The 18,816-nt window shown below is 73.1% G+C and carries 16 protein-coding genes and 1 pseudogene; 5 read left to right on the top strand and 12 right to left on the bottom strand.

Annotation, left to right across the window (positions count from 1 at the left end):
- Positions 1-3: 3 nt before the first annotated feature.
- From SLAV_RS30320 to SLAV_RS30300, 5 genes and pseudogenes are all read left to right on the top strand, one after another.
- A complete protein-coding gene (locus tag SLAV_RS30320; protein WP_030234144.1) occupies positions 4-843 on the top strand; it encodes a LytR/AlgR family response regulator transcription factor in 840 nt (279 codons plus the stop codon).
- Positions 844-854: 11 nt separating this feature from the next.
- Positions 855-1,061: pseudogene (locus SLAV_RS30315) on the top strand (hypothetical protein); the annotation flags it as partial.
- A 158-nt stretch (positions 1,062-1,219) separates the two neighbouring features.
- Positions 1,220-1,495, top strand: coding sequence for a hypothetical protein (locus SLAV_RS30310; protein WP_030234140.1), 276 nt, complete (start codon positions 1,220-1,222; stop codon positions 1,493-1,495).
- Positions 1,496-1,628: 133 nt separating this feature from the next.
- The gene (locus tag SLAV_RS30305; RefSeq protein WP_030234137.1) at positions 1,629-3,356 is read left to right on the top strand and encodes a sodium/solute symporter; all 1,728 of its coding nucleotides are present in this window, start codon (positions 1,629-1,631) and stop codon (positions 3,354-3,356) included.
- Positions 3,353-4,621, top strand: coding sequence for a sensor histidine kinase (locus tag SLAV_RS30300; protein WP_051841156.1), 1,269 nt, complete (start codon positions 3,353-3,355; stop codon positions 4,619-4,621). Before SLAV_RS30305 ends, SLAV_RS30300 begins: the two co-directional genes overlap by 4 nt.
- Positions 4,622-4,700: 79 nt before the next feature.
- On the opposite strand, the gene SLAV_RS30295 is transcribed toward SLAV_RS30300, so the two are convergent.
- The 12 genes from SLAV_RS30295 to SLAV_RS30240 form a co-directional block, all read right to left on the bottom strand.
- Complete coding sequence (locus tag SLAV_RS30295) at positions 4,701-6,164, bottom strand: GuaB1 family IMP dehydrogenase-related protein (protein WP_051841155.1); 1,464 nt, start codon at positions 6,162-6,164, stop codon at positions 4,701-4,703.
- 115 nt (positions 6,165-6,279) lie between these two features.
- Positions 6,280-7,437 carry an XdhC family protein gene (locus tag SLAV_RS30290; RefSeq protein WP_030234129.1) on the bottom strand — a complete coding sequence of 386 codons (1,158 nt, stop codon included), beginning with the start codon at positions 7,435-7,437 and terminating at the stop codon, positions 6,280-6,282.
- Entirely contained in the window at positions 7,437-8,729 is a 1,293-nt protein-coding gene (locus SLAV_RS30285; protein WP_078950462.1) for an IS701 family transposase, read from the bottom strand. Before SLAV_RS30285 ends, SLAV_RS30290 begins: the two co-directional genes overlap by 1 nt.
- Before the next feature lie 73 nt (positions 8,730-8,802).
- Positions 8,803-9,447 carry a TMEM175 family protein gene (locus tag SLAV_RS30280; RefSeq protein WP_030234123.1) on the bottom strand — a complete coding sequence of 215 codons (645 nt, stop codon included), beginning with the start codon at positions 9,445-9,447 and terminating at the stop codon, positions 8,803-8,805.
- Positions 9,448-9,540: 93 nt separating this feature from the next.
- Complete coding sequence (locus tag SLAV_RS30275; RefSeq protein WP_030234121.1) at positions 9,541-9,882, bottom strand: nuclear transport factor 2 family protein; 342 nt, start codon at positions 9,880-9,882, stop codon at positions 9,541-9,543.
- A 94-nt stretch (positions 9,883-9,976) separates the two neighbouring features.
- The gene (locus tag SLAV_RS30270) at positions 9,977-11,449 is read right to left on the bottom strand and encodes an ATP-binding protein (protein WP_158740741.1); all 1,473 of its coding nucleotides are present in this window, start codon (positions 11,447-11,449) and stop codon (positions 9,977-9,979) included.
- Positions 11,446-12,699, bottom strand: coding sequence for an MFS transporter (locus SLAV_RS30265; protein ID WP_051841152.1), 1,254 nt, complete (start codon positions 12,697-12,699; stop codon positions 11,446-11,448). Before SLAV_RS30265 ends, SLAV_RS30270 begins: the two co-directional genes overlap by 4 nt.
- A gap of 37 nt (positions 12,700-12,736) precedes the next feature.
- Positions 12,737-13,558, bottom strand: coding sequence for an FAD binding domain-containing protein (locus SLAV_RS30260; protein WP_051841151.1), 822 nt, complete (start codon positions 13,556-13,558; stop codon positions 12,737-12,739).
- The gene (locus SLAV_RS30255) at positions 13,555-16,155 is read right to left on the bottom strand and encodes a xanthine dehydrogenase family protein molybdopterin-binding subunit (protein ID WP_234333715.1); all 2,601 of its coding nucleotides are present in this window, start codon (positions 16,153-16,155) and stop codon (positions 13,555-13,557) included. Before SLAV_RS30255 ends, SLAV_RS30260 begins: the two co-directional genes overlap by 4 nt.
- 5 nt (positions 16,156-16,160) lie before the next feature.
- Positions 16,161-16,673, bottom strand: a complete 513-nt coding sequence (locus SLAV_RS30250) for a (2Fe-2S)-binding protein (RefSeq protein WP_037687769.1) — start codon at positions 16,671-16,673, stop codon at positions 16,161-16,163.
- The gene (locus SLAV_RS30245; RefSeq protein ID WP_030234106.1) at positions 16,664-17,284 is read right to left on the bottom strand and encodes an NADPH-dependent F420 reductase; all 621 of its coding nucleotides are present in this window, start codon (positions 17,282-17,284) and stop codon (positions 16,664-16,666) included. Before SLAV_RS30245 ends, SLAV_RS30250 begins: the two co-directional genes overlap by 10 nt.
- A 36-nt stretch (positions 17,285-17,320) precedes the next feature.
- A complete protein-coding gene (locus tag SLAV_RS30240) occupies positions 17,321-18,805 on the bottom strand; it encodes an aldehyde dehydrogenase family protein (protein ID WP_030234103.1) in 1,485 nt (494 codons plus the stop codon).
- Between the last annotated feature and the right edge of the window lie 11 nt (positions 18,806-18,816).

The raw sequence follows: 18,816 nt of genomic DNA, 5'->3' as shown, positions 1-18,816 counted from the left end.
CCCATGCTGCGCGTACTGGCCGTAGACGACGAGAAGCCGCTCCTGGAGGAACTCCTCTACCTGCTGCGCTCCGATCCCCGGGTCCGCAGTGCCGAGGGCGCCTCCGACGCCACCGGAGCGCTGCGCCGTATCACCCGGGCGCTGGAGGGCGGGCCGGACGGCCCCGACGGCATCGACGTGGTGTTCCTGGACATCCAGATGGCCGGCCTGACGGGGCTGGACATCGCCCGGCTGCTCAGCGGGTTCGCCCGTCCCCCGCTGATCGTGTTCGTCACCGCGCACGAGGGCTTCGCCGTCCAGGCCTTCGACCTCAAGGCCGTGGACTACGTCCTCAAGCCGGTCCGGCCGGAGCGGCTGGCGGAGGCGGTCCGGCGGGCCCGCGCCCTCCTGGGCCGGCCGGACGGGGCGCAGCCGGCCCCCGAACCGGCCGTCCCGGACCTGCGCACCCCCGTGCCCCCGGCGGGCGCGGAGGCCGGTGTCGGTGCCGGTGCCGGTGCCGTCGAGCGCGTCCCGGAGCAGATCGCGGTCGAACTGGGCGGCGTCACACGGTTCGTGGCGATCGCGGACATCGCGTACGTGGAGGCCCAGGGCGACTACGCCCGGCTGCACACCGACGGGGGCAGCCACCTGGTGCGGATCCCGCTGTCCACCCTGGAGGAACGCTGGGCGGCCCGCGGGTTCGTCCGGATCCACCGCCGCCACCTGGTGGCGCTGGGCCGGATCGACGAGTTGCGCATGGAGGCGGGGACCACGAGCGTGCGGGTGGGCCCGGCGGAACTCCAGGTCAGCCGTCGGCACGCCCGCGACCTCCGCGACCTCCTCATGCGCCGGGCGACGGGCTAGCGCACACCGCACCGGTGGAGGCGGTCGCGTTCAGCCCCGACGGGCGCACCCTCGCCACCGGCGGCATCGACATGACGGTACGGCTGTGGAACGTCCTCTTCGAGCCCTCGGCGGCGATCCGGAAGATCTGCTTCGCCGTCGACCGTGACCTCACCGCGCAGGAACGGGACTCGTACGTTCCCGGCCACGCGGGCGGCGCGGGGTGGCCCTCCCCCTGATGCCCGAGCCCGACCGTCCGGCGTACCAACGTGCCGTTCGTCGCGCCACGGTGGGCGTACGGCGATCCGCCGGGCCCGTCGGCCGCAGCGGTGAGCGGTCCGCCTGTCCGCGGTGCGGCCCGCGCGTATCGTGGATCTTCCGGCCCGGGAGGAGCGATATGTCCGAGATCCAGGCGCTGTTGGACGCGCTGACCGGACTGCCCCGGACCCGTGCCGCCGGGCCGGCCGAGGCCGAGGCGCTGCTCGCCCGGCTGCGCAGTGCGGCCGCCCGCTGGGCGGAGGTCCTGTACGAGGCCCAGGAGGGCACCCGCGGGCAGTTGCCGCCCCGGGTGGAGGCTGCCCTGACCCTGGCCTTCCGCCGCGCGGAGGAGTCGTACGTGGAGCTGGAGATCGCCCTGCGCGACTGCGAGCGTCACCACGATCCGGCGCTCTGACCCGGGCGCCGCGGCCCCGTCGGCGGCCCGCCGGAACGCCCCGCGCCGGTGCCCGGTTCGCGCCTGTTGCCGGGGACGGGGGGCTGCGTAGACTCCGGAGACTTCCCTCCCCTCCCCCGTCGAAGGACCTCCGGTGAACCAGACGTACGCGCTGACCGCGGTCACCGTCGTCGTCCTGGTCACCGTCCTCGTCGGGGCGCTCGGCCTGCGGATATCCCGGACCACCTCCGACTTCTACGTCGCCTCCCGCACCGTCGGCCCCCGCCTCAACGCGGCCGCCATCAGCGGGGAGTACCTCTCCGCCGCCTCCTTCCTCGGGGTGGCCGGGCTGGTGCTGCTCCAGGGGCCGGAGATGCTCTGGTACCCGGTCGGCTACACCGCCGGCTACCTGGTGCTGCTGGTGCTGGTCGCGGCGCCGCTGCGGCGCTCGGGCGCGTACACGCTGCCCGACTTCGCCGAGGCGCGGCTCCAGTCGCGGGCGGTGCGGCGGATCGCGGTGCTGTTCGTGCTGGGCGTGGGCTGGCTGTACCTGCTGCCGCAGTTGCAGGGGGCCGGTCTGACGCTGGAGGTGCTGACCGGGGCCCCGCACTGGGTGGGCGGGGTGGTCGTGGCCTTCGTGGTGACGGCGGCCGTCGCGGCGGGCGGCATGCGCAGCATCACCTTCGTGCAGGCGTTCCAGTACTGGCTCAAACTCACCGCGCTGCTGGTGCCGGCCTTCTTCCTGATCGCCGCCTGGTCCGGGGACGGTGCCCCCCGGGCCTCCTTCGACGCCCCGGCCGTCTTCCGCGAGCACACCGCCGTCACCCTGGGCGAGGACGTACGGCTCTCGGTGGACGAGCCGCTCACCGTGACGGTGACGGGCCGGGTGGACGGCGCCGAGCACGCCGGGGTGCCGCTGACCCTGGAGAGCGGCCGGCACTCCGTCGCGGCCCGCACCCGGCTGGAGTTCACCCCCGGCAGCGTGGTCCCGGACGCCCACGCGGGCCCGGGCCCGGACGCTCCCGGCTGGTCGACGGCGCTGTCCGGCGGGGAGCACCGGCTGTACGCCACCTACGGGCTGATCCTGGCCACGTTCCTCGGCACCATGGGCCTGCCGCACGTGGCCGTGCGCTTCTACACCAGCCCCCACGGCCGGGCCGCCCGCCGCACCACGCTGGTGGTGCTGGGCCTGCTCGGGGTGTTCTACCTGCTGCCCCAGGTGTACGGGGCGCTGGGCCGGATCTACGCGCCGGAGCTGGCGCTGACCGGGGACGCGGACGCCGCGGTGCTGGTGCTGCCGGAACGGATGCTGGGCGGGCAGCTCGGGGACCTGCTGGGGGCGCTGCTGGCCGGGGGCGCGTTCGCCGCGTTCCTGTCGACGGCCTCGGGGCTGACCATGGCGGTGGCCGGGGTGCTGCACCAGGACGTGCTGCCCCGGCGCGGGGTGGGGACGTTCCGGCTGGCCGTGGTGGTGGCGATGGCGGTGCCGCTCGCGGGCGGGACGGTGGCCACCGAGGTGCCGGTCGCCGACGCCGTGGGTCTGGCCTTCGCGGTCTCGGCGTCCTCCTTCTGCCCGCTGCTGGTCCTCGGCATCTGGTGGCGCGGGCTGACCCCGCCCGGGGCGGTGGCCGGGCTGCTGACCGGCGGCGGTGCGGCGCTGGGCGCGGTGGTGGCCACCCGCACCGGGCTGGTCCCGGCGGGCTGGGCGCACGCGCTGCTGGCCTGGCCCGCGGTGTGGTCGGTGCCGCTGGGCTTCCTGACGATGGTGACGGTGTCGCTGGCGACCCGGTCCCGGATCCCGGCGGGGACGGCCGCCGCGCTGGCCCGGCTGCACCTGCCCGAGGACGTGGCCCCCCGGCGGGCCGCGGGGGGCGCCCGGTGACCGGGGCGGCGCTCGCGGTGCTCGCGCTGACGGCAGCGGCCCTGCTGCTGGGGCTGGGCTGGTCCGCGGGCCGGTGGCACACCGGGCGCGGGGAGCGGGCCGCCGGGCTGGACCTGGGCACCCCGGTGGAGCGGGCCACCTTCCACACCCTGCACACCGCTTCGCTGGCCGCTCCCCCGCTGCGGGCTGGGCTCACCGAGGACGCCGCCCGCAAGGCCGCGCGACGGCTGCGCTCGCTGCTGGGCACCGAGGCGCTGTGCCTGACGGACCGCGAGGCCGTACTGGCCTGGGACGGGCCGGGCGCCGACCACCACCAGCGCAGGGCGATGGCGCGGGTGGCGGTGATGCTGGAGTCGGGGCGCAGCCAGAGCGTGCGCACCGAGTGCCAGCGGCCCGGCTGTCCGCTCAAGTGGGCGGTGTTCGCCCCGCTGACGGGCGAGGAGGGGCTGCTGGGGGCGCTGGTCGCCTACGGGTCGCGGGAGTCGGCGGTGCTGGTGCGGGCCGCGACGGAGGTGGCGCGCTGGGTCTCCGTACAACTGGAGCTGTCGGAGCTGGACCGGGCGCGGACGCGGCTGATGGAGGCGGAGATCAAGGCGCTGCGGGCCCAGATCTCCCCGCACTTCATCTTCAACTCCCTCGCCGCGATCGCCTCGTTCGTGCGGACCGATCCGGAGCGGGCGCGGGAACTGCTGCTGGAGTTCGCCGACTTCACCCGTTACTCCTTCCGGCGGCACGGCGAGTTCACCACCCTGGCGGAGGAGTTGCGTTCGATCGAGCGGTACCTGGCGCTGGCCGGTGCCCGGTTCGGGGACCGGCTGAAGGTGACCTTGCAGGTGGCGCCCGAGGTGCTGCCGGTGGCGCTGCCGTTCCTGTGTCTGCAGCCGCTGGTGGAGAACGCCGTCAAGCACGGGGTGGAGGACTCCGCCGGGGAGTGCCGGATCACCATCGCGGCCCGGGACGCGGGCGCGGAGGCGGTGCTGACCATCGAGGACAACGGGGTCGGGATGGATCCGGCGCTGCTGCGGCGGATCCTGGCCGGGGAGCGCCCGGGGGCCTCGTCGGGGATCGGGCTGACCAACGTCGACGAGCGGATGCGGCAGGTCTACGGGGACGCGCACGGCCTCGTCATCGAGACGGGCGTCGGCGCGGGCATGAAGATCACGGTCCGCATCCCCAAATACCGCGCGGGCGTGCACAGCTCGGAGCCGGGAGGCGGTGGCAGGGCGGCCGGGGGCGCCGGGCCGTGGCCGCCCGCGGACGCCTGACCGGAGGGCGGGAAGCGGGCGGGTACGCCGGTGGCCCCGGGCCGCCCGTGTGGGGCGGGCCGGGGCCACCGGACGGGGACTAGCTCCAGCTGGCGTGCAGCGGCTTGCCCTCGGCGTAGCCCGCCGCGGACTGGATGCCGACGACCGCCTTCTCCTCGAACTCCGCGAGGGAGCCGGCACCGGCGTAGGTGCAGGAGGAGCGGACGCCCGCGATGATCGAGTCGATCAGGTCCTCCACGCCCGGCCGCGCCGGGTCGAGGAACATGCGCGAGGTGGAGATGCCCTCCTCGAACAGCGCCTTGCGGGCGCGGTCGTAGGCCGACTCCTCGGAGGTCCGGTTGCGCACGGCGCGCGCCGAGGCCATGCCGAAGGACTCCTTGTACAGGCGGCCGTCGGCCGACTGCTGGAGGTCGCCCGGGGACTCGTACGTACCGGCGAACCAGGAGCCGATCATGACGTTGGAGGCACCGGCGGCGAGCGCCATGGCCACGTCGCGCGGGTGACGGACGCCGCCGTCGGCCCACACGTGCTTGCCGTACTTCTTCGCCTCGGCCGCGCACTCCAGGACCGCGGAGAACTGCGGGCGGCCCACGCCGGTCATCATGCGGGTGGTGCACATGGCGCCGGGGCCCACACCGACCTTGATGATGTCGGCGCCGGCGTCGATGAGGTCCTTGACGCCCTCGGCGGCGACGATGTTGCCGGCCACGATCGGGACCTCGGGGTCCAGCGCGCGGACGGCCTTGATCGCGTTGATCATCGATTCCTGGTGGCCGTGCGCGGTGTCGATGACGAGCGTGTCCACGCCGGCGTCGAGCAGCTGCTTGGCCTTGCCCACGAAGTCGCCGTTGATGCCGACGGCGGCGGCGATGCGCAGCTTGCCGTCGGCGTCGGTGGCCGGGGTGTACAGGGTGGCGCGCAGGGCGCCCTTGCGGGTGAGGATGCCGACGAGCCGGCCGTCCTTGTCCACGGCGGGGGCCAGCTTGCGGTGGCCGGCGTCGAGCTGGTTGAAGGCGTCGCGCGGGTCCATGTCGGCGTCGATGAGCAGCAGCTCCTTCGACATGACCTCGGAGAGCTGGGTGAAGCGGTCGACGCCGCTCAGGTCGTGGTCGGTGACGACGCCGACCGGGCGGCCCTCGTCGTCGACGACGACGCCCGCGCCGTGCGCCCGCTTGGGCAGCAGGGACAGCGCGTCGGCGACGGTCTGCGTGGGCGCCAGGGTGATCGGGGTGTCGAGCACGAGGTGGCGGGTCTTGACCCAGGAGATGACGTCGGTGACGACCTCGATCGGGATGTCCTGGGGGATGACGACGATTCCACCGCGGCGCGCGACGGTCTCCGCCATGCGGCGGCCCGCGATGGCGGTCATGTTCGCCACGACGAGCGGAATGGTCGTGCCGGTGCCGTCGGGCGAGGAGAGGTCGACGCCCTGGCGGGAGCCGACCGCGGAGCGACTCGGCACCATGAACACATCGTCGTACGTCAGGTCGTACGGCGGCTTCAGGTCATTGAGGAAACGCACGTGCTGAACTTCCCAGTCGATCGGAGGTACCTCGACGGGTCAGCCGAGGAAACGCACGTACTTCATTCTCCCATGTCCGGGGGTTCATGCCGCCCGGGCCGATCGTCCAGGACATACCGGGCCGCTTGGTCGCTTCCTACGGGACCTTGGTCCCGGGGGCCCGGAAAGGGGCCGTCCGGTGCAGGGGCCGGCGGCCTCCGGTGAGGGGCGTGGCGGGGGCCCCGTGGCGCAGGGCGGTGAACTCGGCGGCGATGGACAGGGCCGTCTCCTCGGGGGTGCGCCCGCCCAGGTCCAGGCCGATCGGCGATCTGAGCCGGGCCAGTTCGGCCTCGGTCACCCCCTCGGCGCGCAGCCGGGCGGCGCGTTCGGCGTGGGTGCGGCGCGAGCCCATGGCGCCGACGTAGGCCAGGGGCAGCCGCAGGGCCAGCGCGAGGACCGGTACGTCGAACTTGGCGTCGTGGGTCAGTACGCACACGGCCGTACGGGTGTCCAGGCGCCCGGCGTCGTGTTCCGCGGCCAGGTGCCGGTGCGGCCAGTCCACGATCACCTCGTCGGCGCCGGGGAAGCGCTGCGGGGTGGCGAAGACGGGCCGGGCGTCACACACCGTGACCCGGTGTCCGAGGAAGGCGCCCATCCGGGCCAGGGCGGAGGCGAAGTCAACGGCCCCGTAGACGATCAGCCGGGGCGGTTCCGCGGCGGATTCGACCAGCAGGGTCAGCGGCTCCCCGCACAGCCCGCCGGCGGTGCCCAGCTCGGCGGTGCCGGTGCGGCCGGCGAGCAGCAGGGCCCGTACCCGTTCGGCGGCGGCCCGGTCCAGGGCCGCGCCGCCGCTGAGACCGCCCACGCAGGTGCCGTCGGCGTGGACGGCCAGGGCCTGCCCGAACTGTCCGGGCGGGCCGCTGACCACGCGGGCGAGGGCGACCCGCGTCCCGTCGGCGGCGGCGTCGAGCACGGAGCCGAGCACGGGTCGTACGGGGTCCTGCCCGCGCACCGGGGTGACCAGCACGTCCAGGATCCCGCCGCAGGTCAGCCCGACCGCGAAGGCGTCGTCGTCGCTGTAGCCGAAGCGGTGCACGCCGCCCTTGCCGGAGGCTATGGCCTCCAGGCACAGCTCGTGCACGGCCGACTCCACACAGCCACCGGAGAGGGAGCCGAGGGCGGTGCCGGCGGCGTCCACGGCGAGGGAGGCGCCGGGTCCGCGCGGTGCGCTGCCGCTGACGGAGACCACGGTGGCCAGCGCGAACTCCCGCCGCTCGGCGCACCAGGTCCGCAGGGCCGGGGCGATGTCGAGCATCAGCGGATGACGGCTCTGCGCGGCGACTGCCCGGGGATCAGCGGTCGCGGGGGGAGTACGGCGGGCGGTCTGGCGGCCGGTGCGCCCGGGTAGCGGGCGGGGGCGGCCGTCAGGGGCACGGGGTCGGGGTGCCGTCCGCCGGTGCTGAGCAGCCGGGCGGCGTGGGCGACGCTCGCGAGGGTGGCGTGGTGGTGCCAGCCGCGGAAGGAGCGGCCCTCGAAGTCCCGGATGCCGACGGGTTCGCAGGTCTCGGTGAAGTCCAGGGCCACCCGGTCGGTGAGCTTGGCGAGCAGGAAGAGCTGGGCGAGGGGCCGGTCCCCGATGTTGGTGATCCAGAACTCGGAGGGCAGCAGGGCGGCTTCGGTCCAGGCTCCCACGAGCAGCAGCGGGGTGGGCGGTGCGGGGGCGGGCCGGTCCTCGCCGGGGGTCGCGAGGATGGGGGCCGAGGTGAGCAGGGTCACCGCTCCCTCGGCGCGGCCGTGCCGGGTCCATTCGACGACCCGGCGCTGGGAGCGCAGCGAGTCGATGAGCTCGCGGGCGGGCGCTGTGTGCGGCCCGGGCTTGTGGCGGCCCGCGCCGCCGAAGGAGACGGGCAGGGAGCCGTCGACCTTGAGGACGAAGGGGATGTCCTGGAGCGCGAAGGCCTCGATGGTCTGGGGCAGGTCGGTGTTGGAGACCTCCATGACGACCGGGCGGCGCTGGAGCTGCCAGGTCGCGGCCATGCGCTGGACGGCGTGGACGGCGTCCTGCGCGGGGGTGAGGGAGCGTGCCGTGTCGGGGATGCCGGCCCGGCGGCGGCGCAGCAGTTCGCTGGTCCAGGGCCCGGGGAGGGTGAGGGTCCATTCGACGGGGAAGCTGGCCTCGCTGGAGGCGAGCCAGATCCCGCCCGCCTGCTGACAGTTGGCGGTGCGGCCGAGCTGGGGGACGAACTGGCGGCCGACTCCGACGGAGCGGTCGCCGGCCTTCTCTATGACCATGGGCTGTACGACCCAGGCCAGCGGGCGCTGGGCGGTGCGTTCCAGGTGCTGGGCGAGGGAGCGGCGCACGGGGGTCCAGTCCCAGGGGGACTTGCTGATGAACTGCTGGAGGCTCTGTTCGACGGAACTGGCCCCTGTTCCGGCGATGTTACGGATTGTTTTCTTCCCGGTGGTCCGCACCAGACCGTTCAGATAAACGCGGGCCCAGTTTCGCTGGTCCCGCCGGGGTAAGGATTCGAAGAAAAGCGAGATCAGTACGTCGATCAAATCGGAGATTTCCTTGATGGAATCCTCCGGAAGGACTACGCGCGCCATCTGGTGCCTCCCCCGCGACCAGCTAGATCCTTTACCCTACTTGACCGCACAGAACGGCCGTAGGTCCGGGCGGCTACTTCCTGAGGTCGCCGGCAGATTCGAGCCGCTCTTCCTCTACCACGAGCGGGATCGGGATCTGGTTCGCCGCATAGTAGAGCGCGATCAGAAAGTGTGCGACGAGAGTGAGAGGTGCCGAGAAGAAGGACAGAAGCACGGTCAAGGGGTAGGCGACCGCACCCAGTCCGAATCGCACCCGGGTGGCCCGGGCACCCTCTTTGTCGACCTTTTCGTGGAAGAGATGACCGACCTGGGTGACGTACCACCAGAAGCCCAGGAAGGCGAGAGCGTACACGACGGTCCACGAACTGTAGAGGATCGCGGCCACGTTGGCCGATTCCCCGTCCGTGAGGTGCTCGGCGAGGACGTTGGTCGTGTACGGAATCACCGACACCACCATCAACACCAGGAGATTCAGGAACAACAGCGGCCGGTCGACCCGCTTGAGGTGGCTGAAGATCGTGTGGTGATTCACCCACATCACACCGATGATGAGGAAACTCACGAGATATGCGGCGTAGTGCGGCCATTGCTCCCAGAGTCCGTGCCACAGGGCCGAGCCCTGCTCTTCCGGAACCTTTAACTCCAGCACCAGAATGGTGATCACGATGGCGAATACGCCGTCGCTGAACGCCTCCACCCGGTTGGTTTCCTGCTCCATGGCCCGCGGCCTCCCCTTCACCGAATCATTCACGTGTGCGGGGAGGGCCCACGCCCTGCACCCTCCCCGCACACGCTACCCAGGAAAGGGCCGTCAGCCGCCGAATCCGGCGGTCTGGCGCCAGATCCGGCCATCGCGGACCACCAGTGTCCCGAACGCGTGCTCAGGCTCGCCGTTCAGGTTCATGATCGCCCGATAGAAGATGGTGTCCTCCGTCTCGATGTACTCCTGCAGTTCGACCAGCGTGGGCTTCACCGTGAGATAGCCGGTGAACGTCTCGCGAACGGCCTCGATGCCGACCGAGGCGCCCTCGAAGCGGAGCAGGACGGCGTCCTCGGTGTAGTTCTTCATCACCGCCTCGATGTCCAGCGCGGCCAGCGCCTCCATCTGGCGGACGAAGACGGGGTGCAGCGTGGCGATGTCGTACTTGGCCATGTTCGACTCCCTTTCCTGACATCCGGCTGACAGCGGGTCGGCCGGCACGGGTACGTGGTGACGGATGGACTGGTGACGGATGGACTGGTGGCGGTCAGTGTTCGGCGGCCGCCGGCGCGAGCGGCAGGCGGACGACCATCCGGGTCTCGCCCGGACGGGAACGGGCCGCGATCGACCCGTGGTGGCGCTGGGTCACGATCCGGTAGCTGAGGTGCAGCCCCAGGCCCGTGCCCTTCCCCACGTCCTTGGTGGTGTAGAAGGGTTCGAAGATCCGCGGCAGGACGTCCTCGGGGATCCCCCGCCCGGTGTCGGCGATCTCCACGACCATGCAGACCCCCTCGGCGCGCGCCCGCAGGGTGAGCACGCCCGCGCCCTCCATCGCCTCGGCGGCGTTGTCCACCAGGTTGGTCCACACCTGGTTCAACTCGCCCGGGTAGCCGGTGAGATCGGGCAGGTCCGGGTCGTAGGCGCGCACGATGGTGATGCCCGCCAGCTTGGACCGCAGCACGACCAGGGTGTTCTCCAGGCCGTCGGTGACCGCGAACCGCTGCTCGGGGGCCCGGTCGAGGTTGGCGTAGTCCCGGGTGGCGGCCACCAGCTGGGAGATCCGGGGGCCCGCGGCGCGCAGTTCGGCGGCCAGCGAGCGGGCCTCCAGCAGCGCCGCCAGGTGGTCCAGGGCGGCGGGCAGGGCGGTGTCGCCGACCTCCTCCAGCCGGGCCGGCAGCCAGTCCGGGTCCAGCCCCAGGTCGGCGGCGCCCGAACCGAGCAGCCCGGGGTGTTCGGCGCCCGCCGCCCCGGCCCACTCGGCGATCTCCTCCTCGGCGTCCGCCTGGGCGAGCGGATCGGTGGTCCCGGGCGGCGGGAGCTTGTCGAGTTCCCCGGCGAGGCGGTCCAGTACGGAGCGCTCCGCGCCCGTGGCGGCCGCGCCCCAGGCGTACGCGGTCCCGGTCAGCCGCTCCAGGGCCGGCTCCAGTTCCTGCGCGGCCCGCGCCACGGCGGCGGCCGGGTTGTTCAGCTCGTGCGCGAGCCCCGCGGCGAGGGTGCCCAGCGCCTCCACGGTGGCCCTCTTGCGCGCCTGGACCTCGGAGGACTTGATCCGCCAGGCCAGGACGGGCAGCAGCACGGCCGCCACTCCGTGGCAGCGGGTCAGCATCTCGAAGAACACCGGCTTCGGGTAGGCCACGACGGTGGTCGCGGGCCCGCTGGCGGCCGCGGTGGCCACGTAGGAGCCCTCCGTGAGCAGGGGCAGCTCCCCGGTGAAGCGGTGGGCGGCGGAGGGTTTGCCGTCGTGCTCCTCGGCGACGGCCCCGCCCTCCTGCGTGGAGTGCCGGGTCAGGACCTCCTCCCGGCCGTCGACCACCTTGGTGACCACGAGGCCCCCGGAGAGCAGGACGTGGAAGCCGGTCGCCTCCTCCCCGTCGCGGAAGAGGACGTCCCCGTCCCCGAGGACCCGCGGTTCGGAAACCGAGACGAGCCAGTCCAGCTGTTCCCCGGTGAGCCCCGCGAAGATCTCCAGCCCGTACAGGGCGGACCTCAGCTCCGTGGCGTCCATCGCCGCTCCGGTCACACCGTGCTCCCCTCTGCCCTGGTGCGGGAGACCAGCCGCAGGGTCGTGAACAGGGCCAGCGCGCACACTCCGGCGACGGCGGCCATGAAGCCGACCGAGGTGCGCTGCAGGCCGTGGATGTTGGTCAGCAGTCCGGCGAGGACCGCCGGGACGCTCATGGCGAGGTACGCGAACACGTAGACGGCGGCGGTCAGTTCGCCGCGGTGCGCGGGGTCGGCGAGGGCGCTGAGCGCGCGGAAGGAACCGAGGAAGGCGGCTCCCCAGCCGCTGCCGAGGACGGCGGTGGCGACGAGGAACACGGCGGCCGAGCCCAGGCCCAGCGCGAGCAGCACCAGGGCGAGACCGAGGAGCAGCCCGATCAGGCCGAGCACGGCGGTGCGGAGCGCCTCGGTGCGGCCCAGCAGCAGCTGGGCGGCGGTGGCCGCACCCGCGAGCAGGGCCACCGTGGCGCCTCCGGCCAGGTAGTTGGTGCTGTGGAGCAGGGAGAGGGCCAGGTGTGGGCCCAGGGAGAGGTAGAAGCCGCCGACGGTCCAGACGGCGACCACGGTCAGCACCAGCACCGCGAACCGCCCTCGCGCGGCGGACGGCACCCGGATCCGGTGCGGCACCACGCGGAGCCGGCCGCCCGCCCCGGGAGCGCTCTCGGACATGCGCGCCACCCCGATCAGGGTGATCGCGAAGGCCCCCACGAGGAGCAGGTAGCTGAGCACGGTGGGGGCGGGCGCGTACTGGACGAGGAGTCCCGCCCCGAGCCCGCCGAGGCCGATGCCGACGGTCGGTCCCGCGCTGTTGACCTGGGCGCCGAGCGCGGGCCGCGAGCGCGGGCTCAGTTCCAGCAGGGCCGCGCCCATCGCCCCGGTGGCCAGGCCCACCGCCAGCCCCTGGACGGCGCGGGCGGCGAGCAGCAGGCCGAGTCCTCCGGCCCCGGCGAACAGGCCCATGGAGACGATCGCCAGGACCAGCGCGGCCCCGAGGACGGGCCGGCGGCCCACGGTGTCCGAGAGGGAGCCGAACAGCAGCAGTCCGGCGAGCACGGTGACGGCGTAGGCGGCGAAGACCACCGTGACGGTCCCCGAGGACAGGCCCCACCTCTCCTGGTAGAGCACGTAGAGGGCGGAGGGCACGGAGGAGGAGAGCATCAGCAGGACGAGGACCGTCCCCACCACCCAGAAGCCCGATGGTCTGGCCGCGCGGGCTGTCCGGTGGTGCGCGGTGCCTCCTGTGGTCGTCGTCTCGGCCGGTTCGGCCATGGCGTCTACTCCCCTCCTCCTGGTGCCCGGCGGGCGGTCAGGCGGTGATCCGGGCCGCCCTCGCCAGCGCGCGGGCGGTGAGCACGCCCGCGAGGTGGCCCAGGTATTCGGCCGAGGTGCCGCGCCCGGGGACGAACAGCTCCCGGGGCTCGGCGCGGAAGGCCGCGAGCACCGCCTCCGTGGTGTACGGGCCGCCGCGCAGCCGGTCCTCGACCCCGCGCAGGCGCAGGGCGCGGGGGGTGGCTCCGGTGACGGCGATCCGCGGCCCGTCGGCGGTGATCCGTACGGCGGCCGCGCACAGCGGGTACCGGGTGGCCCGGTCGGCGGCCTTCTCGAAGGCGGCGGCCGGGCCCGCGGCGGGCACCAGCAGTGCGGTGAGGACCGATCCGGCGGGCACCCCGCCGGCGGTGAACTCCTCGACGCCCGTCCGGGTGCGCCCGCCGGGGCCGGCCAGTTCCACCTCGGCGCCCGCGGCGAGGGCGGCGACGGGCAGGTCGGTCGGCCGGCCCCGGTCGGCCAGGTTGCCGCCGGCGGTGCCGAGGTTGCGGACCTGGGGGTCGCCGTTGGCGCGGGCCGCGGCGGCCAGCTCCGGTGCCCGCTCCCGTACCAGGGGGTGCGCGGCGAGTTCGGCGAGGGTGGTCAGGGCCCCGATGCGCAGGGTCCCGTCGGCGGCGGAGATCCCCCGCAGCTCGTCCAGGTGGCGTACGTCGACCAGCAGGCCGGCCCGTTCGGTGCCGGCGCGCAGGCCGGGCAGCAGGCTCTGGCCGCCGGCCAGCACCCGGGCTCCGGGTCCGGCGAGCAGGTCCAGGGCCCGGTCGAGGCCGAGGGGCCGGACGTAGTCGAATTCGGTGAGGATCACTGTGTCTCTCCCTGCAGGCGGCGCCACACCTTCTCGGGGGTGAGCGGCATGTCGATGTGCCGGACGCCCAGGTCCGACAGGGCGTCGACGACCGCGTTGACCACGGCGGCGGCGGGCGGCACGGTGGCGATCTCGCCGGCCCCCTTGGCGCCGAGCGGGTTGTGCGGGGAGGGCGTGACGGTGCGGTCGAGGGAGAAGAAGGGCACGTCGGCGGCGCGCGGCAGGGCGTAGTGGTTCAGGTCGGAGCTGATCAGGATGCCGTTCTCGTCGTACTCGGCGGCCTCCATCAGCGCCTGGCCGAGGCCGTGCACGATGCTGCCCTCGATCTGGCCGTGGACGATCTTCGGGTTGCCGACGTTGCCCGCGTCGTCGACGGCGGTGTACGCCACCACCTCGGTCTCGCCGGTGAGTTCGTCGACCTCGACGACGGCGACGTGGGTACCGAAGGGGTAGTTGAAGTCCGGCGGGTCGAAGTGCGTGGTCTCGTCGAGGGCCGGCTCGATCTCCGGGGGCAGTCCCCAGCCGTACCACATGGCCATGGCCAGGTCGGCGAAGCTCTTGGTGTTCTCGGGGTTGCCGTCCTCGTGGACGGCTCCGCCCCGGTAGACGACCTTGTCCTCGGGGACGCCGAGGAACACGGCTCCGGCCTTGATCAGTTTGGCCTTGATCTTGCGGGCGGTGAGGGCGACGGCGGGGGCGGCCATGCTGTAGGAGCGGGAACCGTAGGTGCCCTGCCCGTAGGGGGCCTTGAGGGTGTCCCCCTCGTACACCTGGACCCGGTCGGGGTCGATGCCCAGTTCGTCGGCGGCGACCATCGCGAAGACGGTGTGGTGGCTCTGCCCGGTGGAGGCGGAGCCGACGGTGACGGTGACCTCGCCGGTGGGGTGGACGCGGATGTTCGCGCTCTCCCAGGTGCCGCCGAGCATGCCCTCCTTGGACATCCGGGTGGAGGGGCCGACCCCGCAGATCGCGACGTAGGTGGCGATGCCGACGCCGAGCCGCTTGCCCCGGGTGCGGGCCTCTGCCTTGCGGGCGGACATGTCGGCGTAGCCGGACAGCTCGATGGCCCGGTCGAAGTTCGGCCGGTAGTTCCCGGAGTCGTAGGTCCAGCCCAGACCGTTGTCGTACGGGAACGCCTCCTTCGGCACCAGGTTCCTGCGCCGCACCTCCGCCGGGTCCATGCCGATCTCCCCGGCGTAGCGGTCGACGAGGCGTTCCATCAGGAAGGCGGCCTCCGCGCGCCCGCTGCCGCGCTGGGCACCGAGCGAGACGGTGTTGGTGAAGGCGGCGTAGACCTCGCAGAAGGCGGCGTCGATGGCGTACATGCCGGTGATGGAGCGGCCCATCAGGGCGGTGGCGACGCCGGGGCCGATGGTGGAGGGGTAGGCGCCGAGGTTGGCGTAGCTGGTGCAGCGCACGGCGGTGATGCGGCCGTCGCGGGTGCCGGCGAGGGTGACGTGCTGGCGGTGGTCACGGCCCTGGACGGTGGAGTTCATCAGCCCGGTGCGGGTGTCCACCCATTTCACGGGCCGGCCGAGCGCCTTCGACAGGAGCAGGACGAGTGCCATGTCGGGGTAGAGGTAGCCCTTGGTGCCGAAGCTGCCGCCGACGGTGGGGGCGATCACCCGGAGCTTGTTGAAGGGGATGCCGAGGACCAGGGCGGAGAGCAGGAACCGGTGGTTGTGCGGGCCCTGGGTGGAGGCGTAGAGGGTGTACTCGCCGGTGGAGGCGTCGTAGGAGCCGACCGCGCCGCGCGGCTCGATGGGGCTGTTGATGGTGCGCTGGTTGACCAGATCGAGCTCCACCGTGACCTCGGCCGCGGCGATGGCCGCGTCGGTGCGGTCCTTGTCGCCGCAGGTCCAGTAGGCGTTCAGGTTCCCGGGGACGGCCTCGTGCAGCTGCGGCGCGCCCTCGGCGAGGGCCGCGTCGGCGCGGGTGACCACGGGCAGCGGCTCGTACTCGACGGAGATCGCGGCGAGCGCGGCGGCGGCCTGGCGCGGGGTCTCGGCGACGACCACGGCGATGGGGTCGCCGACGTGGCGGACGGCGTCGCCGGTGAGGACGGGCCGGGCGCCGGGCAGTCCGTAGGGGTGGGGCGGGAAGTGGCTCTCGACCCCGCCGGGGATCCAGATGCAGGGCAGCGGCATCACGTCGGTGAAGTCGGCGGCGGTGGCGACCTTGAGGACGCCGGGCATCTGTTCGGCGGCCTTGGTGTCGATGGAGAGGAGCTTCGCGTGGGCCACCGGGCTGCCGAGGATCGCCATGTGCGCGGTGCCCGGCAGGTCGATGTCCGCGACGTACGTGGCCTCGCCGCGCAGCAGCTGCGGGTCCTCGCGGGCGTCCATGGGCCGCCCGAGCACGGCGTGCTCATCGGGCACGTCGGCGGCCGCGGGCGGGGCGTCCTGCACGGCGGTCGCGTCTTCCACGGCGGTCGCGTCTTCCACGGCGATGGCGTCCCGCAACGGCGCGGCATCCGGCCCGGCGGTCGCGTCCGGCACGGCGACGGTGTCCGGCACGGCGGCGGTGTCCGCGGCCGTGGCGCCGTCGACGGCTGTGGTCCCGCCGGTCACGGCGGTCTCCCCCGTCACTGCGGTCATCTCCCTCAGCCCTCCCGTCCGGCCGCGCCGGCCTCGACGGCGGGGGCGCAGGCACGCTGTACCCCGCGGACCACGCTGTGGTAGCCGGTGCAGCGGCACAGGTTGCCGGTGAGCCACTCGCGGATCTCGGGCTCGGTGGGCGCCCCGCCGCCGGCGGTGTTCTCGACGAGCTCGCCGAGGGCCATGACCATGCCGGGGGTGCAGAAGCCGCACTGGGTGCCGTGCTCCTGGCGCAGGGCCTCCTGGAGGCCGGTCAGCTCGCCGCCGCGCTCGGCCACGCCCTCGATGGTGGTGACCTCGGAGCCGGCGGCCGAGGCGGTGAGGACCAGGCAGCTCTTGACGGACCTGCCGTCGAGCCGGACCACGCAGGTCCCGCACTGGCCGGTGTCGCAGCCGACCTTGGTCCCGGTGAGCCCGAGTCCGTCGCGGAGCCGCTCCACGAGGAGTTCGTTGGGCTGCGCCGCGAACCGCTCCGGTCTTCCGTTCACGTTCAGGTTCAGGTTCAGGTTCAGATCCATGCGAGCGCCTGCGCTTCCGTGAGCGGCCGGTTGTAGAGGGGACCGCCGGGCTGCTGGAGAATTCCTCCGGAGTGCAGCGGGCCGGTGTCGACGGGCACGAATCCGAGGTCCGTGATGATTCCGGCGACGATTTCCTTCGCCTTCGCGTCGTCGCCCGCCGTGAAATGGGCCAGGCGCTCGGACGGCTGTCGTCCGGGGACGGTCCCGGCGACGGCGAGGGTCTCGAAGTACATGGTGTTCAGGGATTTCACGACCCGGGCGCCGGGATACCACTCGGCGACCAGTTCGCTGGAGCCGCGGCCGGAGGGGTCGGCGGCGGCCCCGGGGCCGTTGAAGGCGTTGGTGGCGTCCACCAGCACCTTGTCCTGCACGACGTGCGGGGGCAGCAGCCCCCGCACGGTGGCGAAGGGCACCATCAGCACCAGGAGGTCGGCCTGCCCGGCCGCCTCGACGGGGCGTCCCGCCGCGGCGCCGGGTCCGAGCTCGGCCAGCAGCGGGGCGAGCGACCTCGGCCCGCGCGCGTTGGCGAGGACGACCTGGTGGCCCGCCGCCACCAGGATCCTGGCGAGGGTCGAACCGATCCGCCCGGTGCCGATGATGCCTGTCCGCATGAGGACTCCTCGATCGGGGGTCCGGTCGGGTGGAGCTCAGTCCATCCCGATCCAGACCGACTTGGTCTGCGTGTAGCTCTCCAGGGATTCGGGGCCGCACTCGCGTCCGTAGCCGGAGGCCTTGTAGCCGCCGTAGGGCACGGAGGGGTCGTACTGGTTGTAGCAATTCACCCAGACCGTGCCCGCCTTGATCTGCGAGGCGACCCGGTGGGCCCGCCGCAGGTCCTTGGTGTGGACCCCGGCGGCGAGGCCGTACGCGCTGTCGTTGGCGATGCGTACGGCGTCCTCCTCGGTGTCGAAGGGGATGATCGACAGGACGGGCCCGAAGATCTCCTCCTGGGCGATCCGCATGGAGTTGTCGACCCCGGTGAAGACGGTCGGCAGGAAGTACAGGCCCCTGCTGGAGGCGCCCTCGGGGGTCCAGCCGGCGCCTCCGGCGCGCAGTACCGCGCCTTCCTTCTCGCCGACCTCGATGTAGGAGCTGACCTTGTCGAACTGGCCCTGGTGGGCCAGGGGTCCGAAGAGGGTGCCGGGATCGCGCGGGTCCCCCGGCCTGAGGGCGGCGGCCCGGCGCACCAGGCGTTCGACCAGCTCGTCGTGGATGGGCCGCTGGAGCAGCAGCCGGGAGCCGGCGGTGCAGATCTCGCCCTTGTTGTAGTAGATGCCGAAGAAGGCGAGTTCCTCGGCGGCGTCGAGGTCGGCGTCGGCGAAGACGATGTTGGCGGACTTGCCGCCGAGTTCCATCGTCACCTTCTTCAGGGTGCCGGCCGACTTGCGGATGATCGACTGGCCGACCGCGGTGGAGCCGGTGAAGGCGATCTTGTCGATGCCGGGGTGGTCCGTGAGGGTCTCCCCCAGTTCCACGCCGGGACCGGTGATGACGTTCAGCACCCCGTCGGGGATCTCCGCCTCCTGGAAGAGCTCGGCGATCTTCAGGGCGGTGAGCGGAGTGGCCGGGGAGGGCTTGTGGACGACGGTGTTCCCGGCCGCGAGGGCCGGGGCGATCTTCGTCATCGACAGCAGGAGCGGGAAGTTGAAGGGGGTGATGGCGCAGACCACGCCCAGCGGTTCGCGCAGCGTGTACGCGAGCTGTCCGCCCGCCGGGGCCCGGGAGGAGCCGTCGACGCGGGTGACCGCGCCGGCGTAGTAGTGCATCAGCTGGGCGGCCATGGGGGCGTCGACGGTGCTGGAGAAGGCGAACGGCTTGCCCATGTCCACCGTCTCCAGCAGCGCGATCTCCTCCAGGTCCCGCTCGATCAGTTCGCCGACGCGGTTGAGCCGCAGCGCGCGCTCCTGGGCGGAGAGCCGGCTCCAGGGACCTTCCTCGTAGGCCGTGCGGGCCGCGGTGACGGCGGCGTCCGCGTCGGCCGCGGAGGCCTGGGCCACCGGTACGATCTCCTGCCCGTCGATCGGGCTGACGTCCGGTTCGGTACGGCCGTCCCGGGCGGGGATCCATCTGCCGCCGATGAACAGCTTCCCGGGGTTGGCCAGAGGTCGGTCGCTGAGCACGCGCTGGGTCATGGCTGCACCTT

This window comes from Streptomyces lavendulae subsp. lavendulae (genome assembly GCF_002803845.1).
Lineage (GTDB): Bacteria > Actinomycetota > Actinomycetes > Streptomycetales > Streptomycetaceae > Streptomyces > Streptomyces lavendulae.
This window is presented reverse-complemented; position numbering and strand designations above follow the sequence as displayed.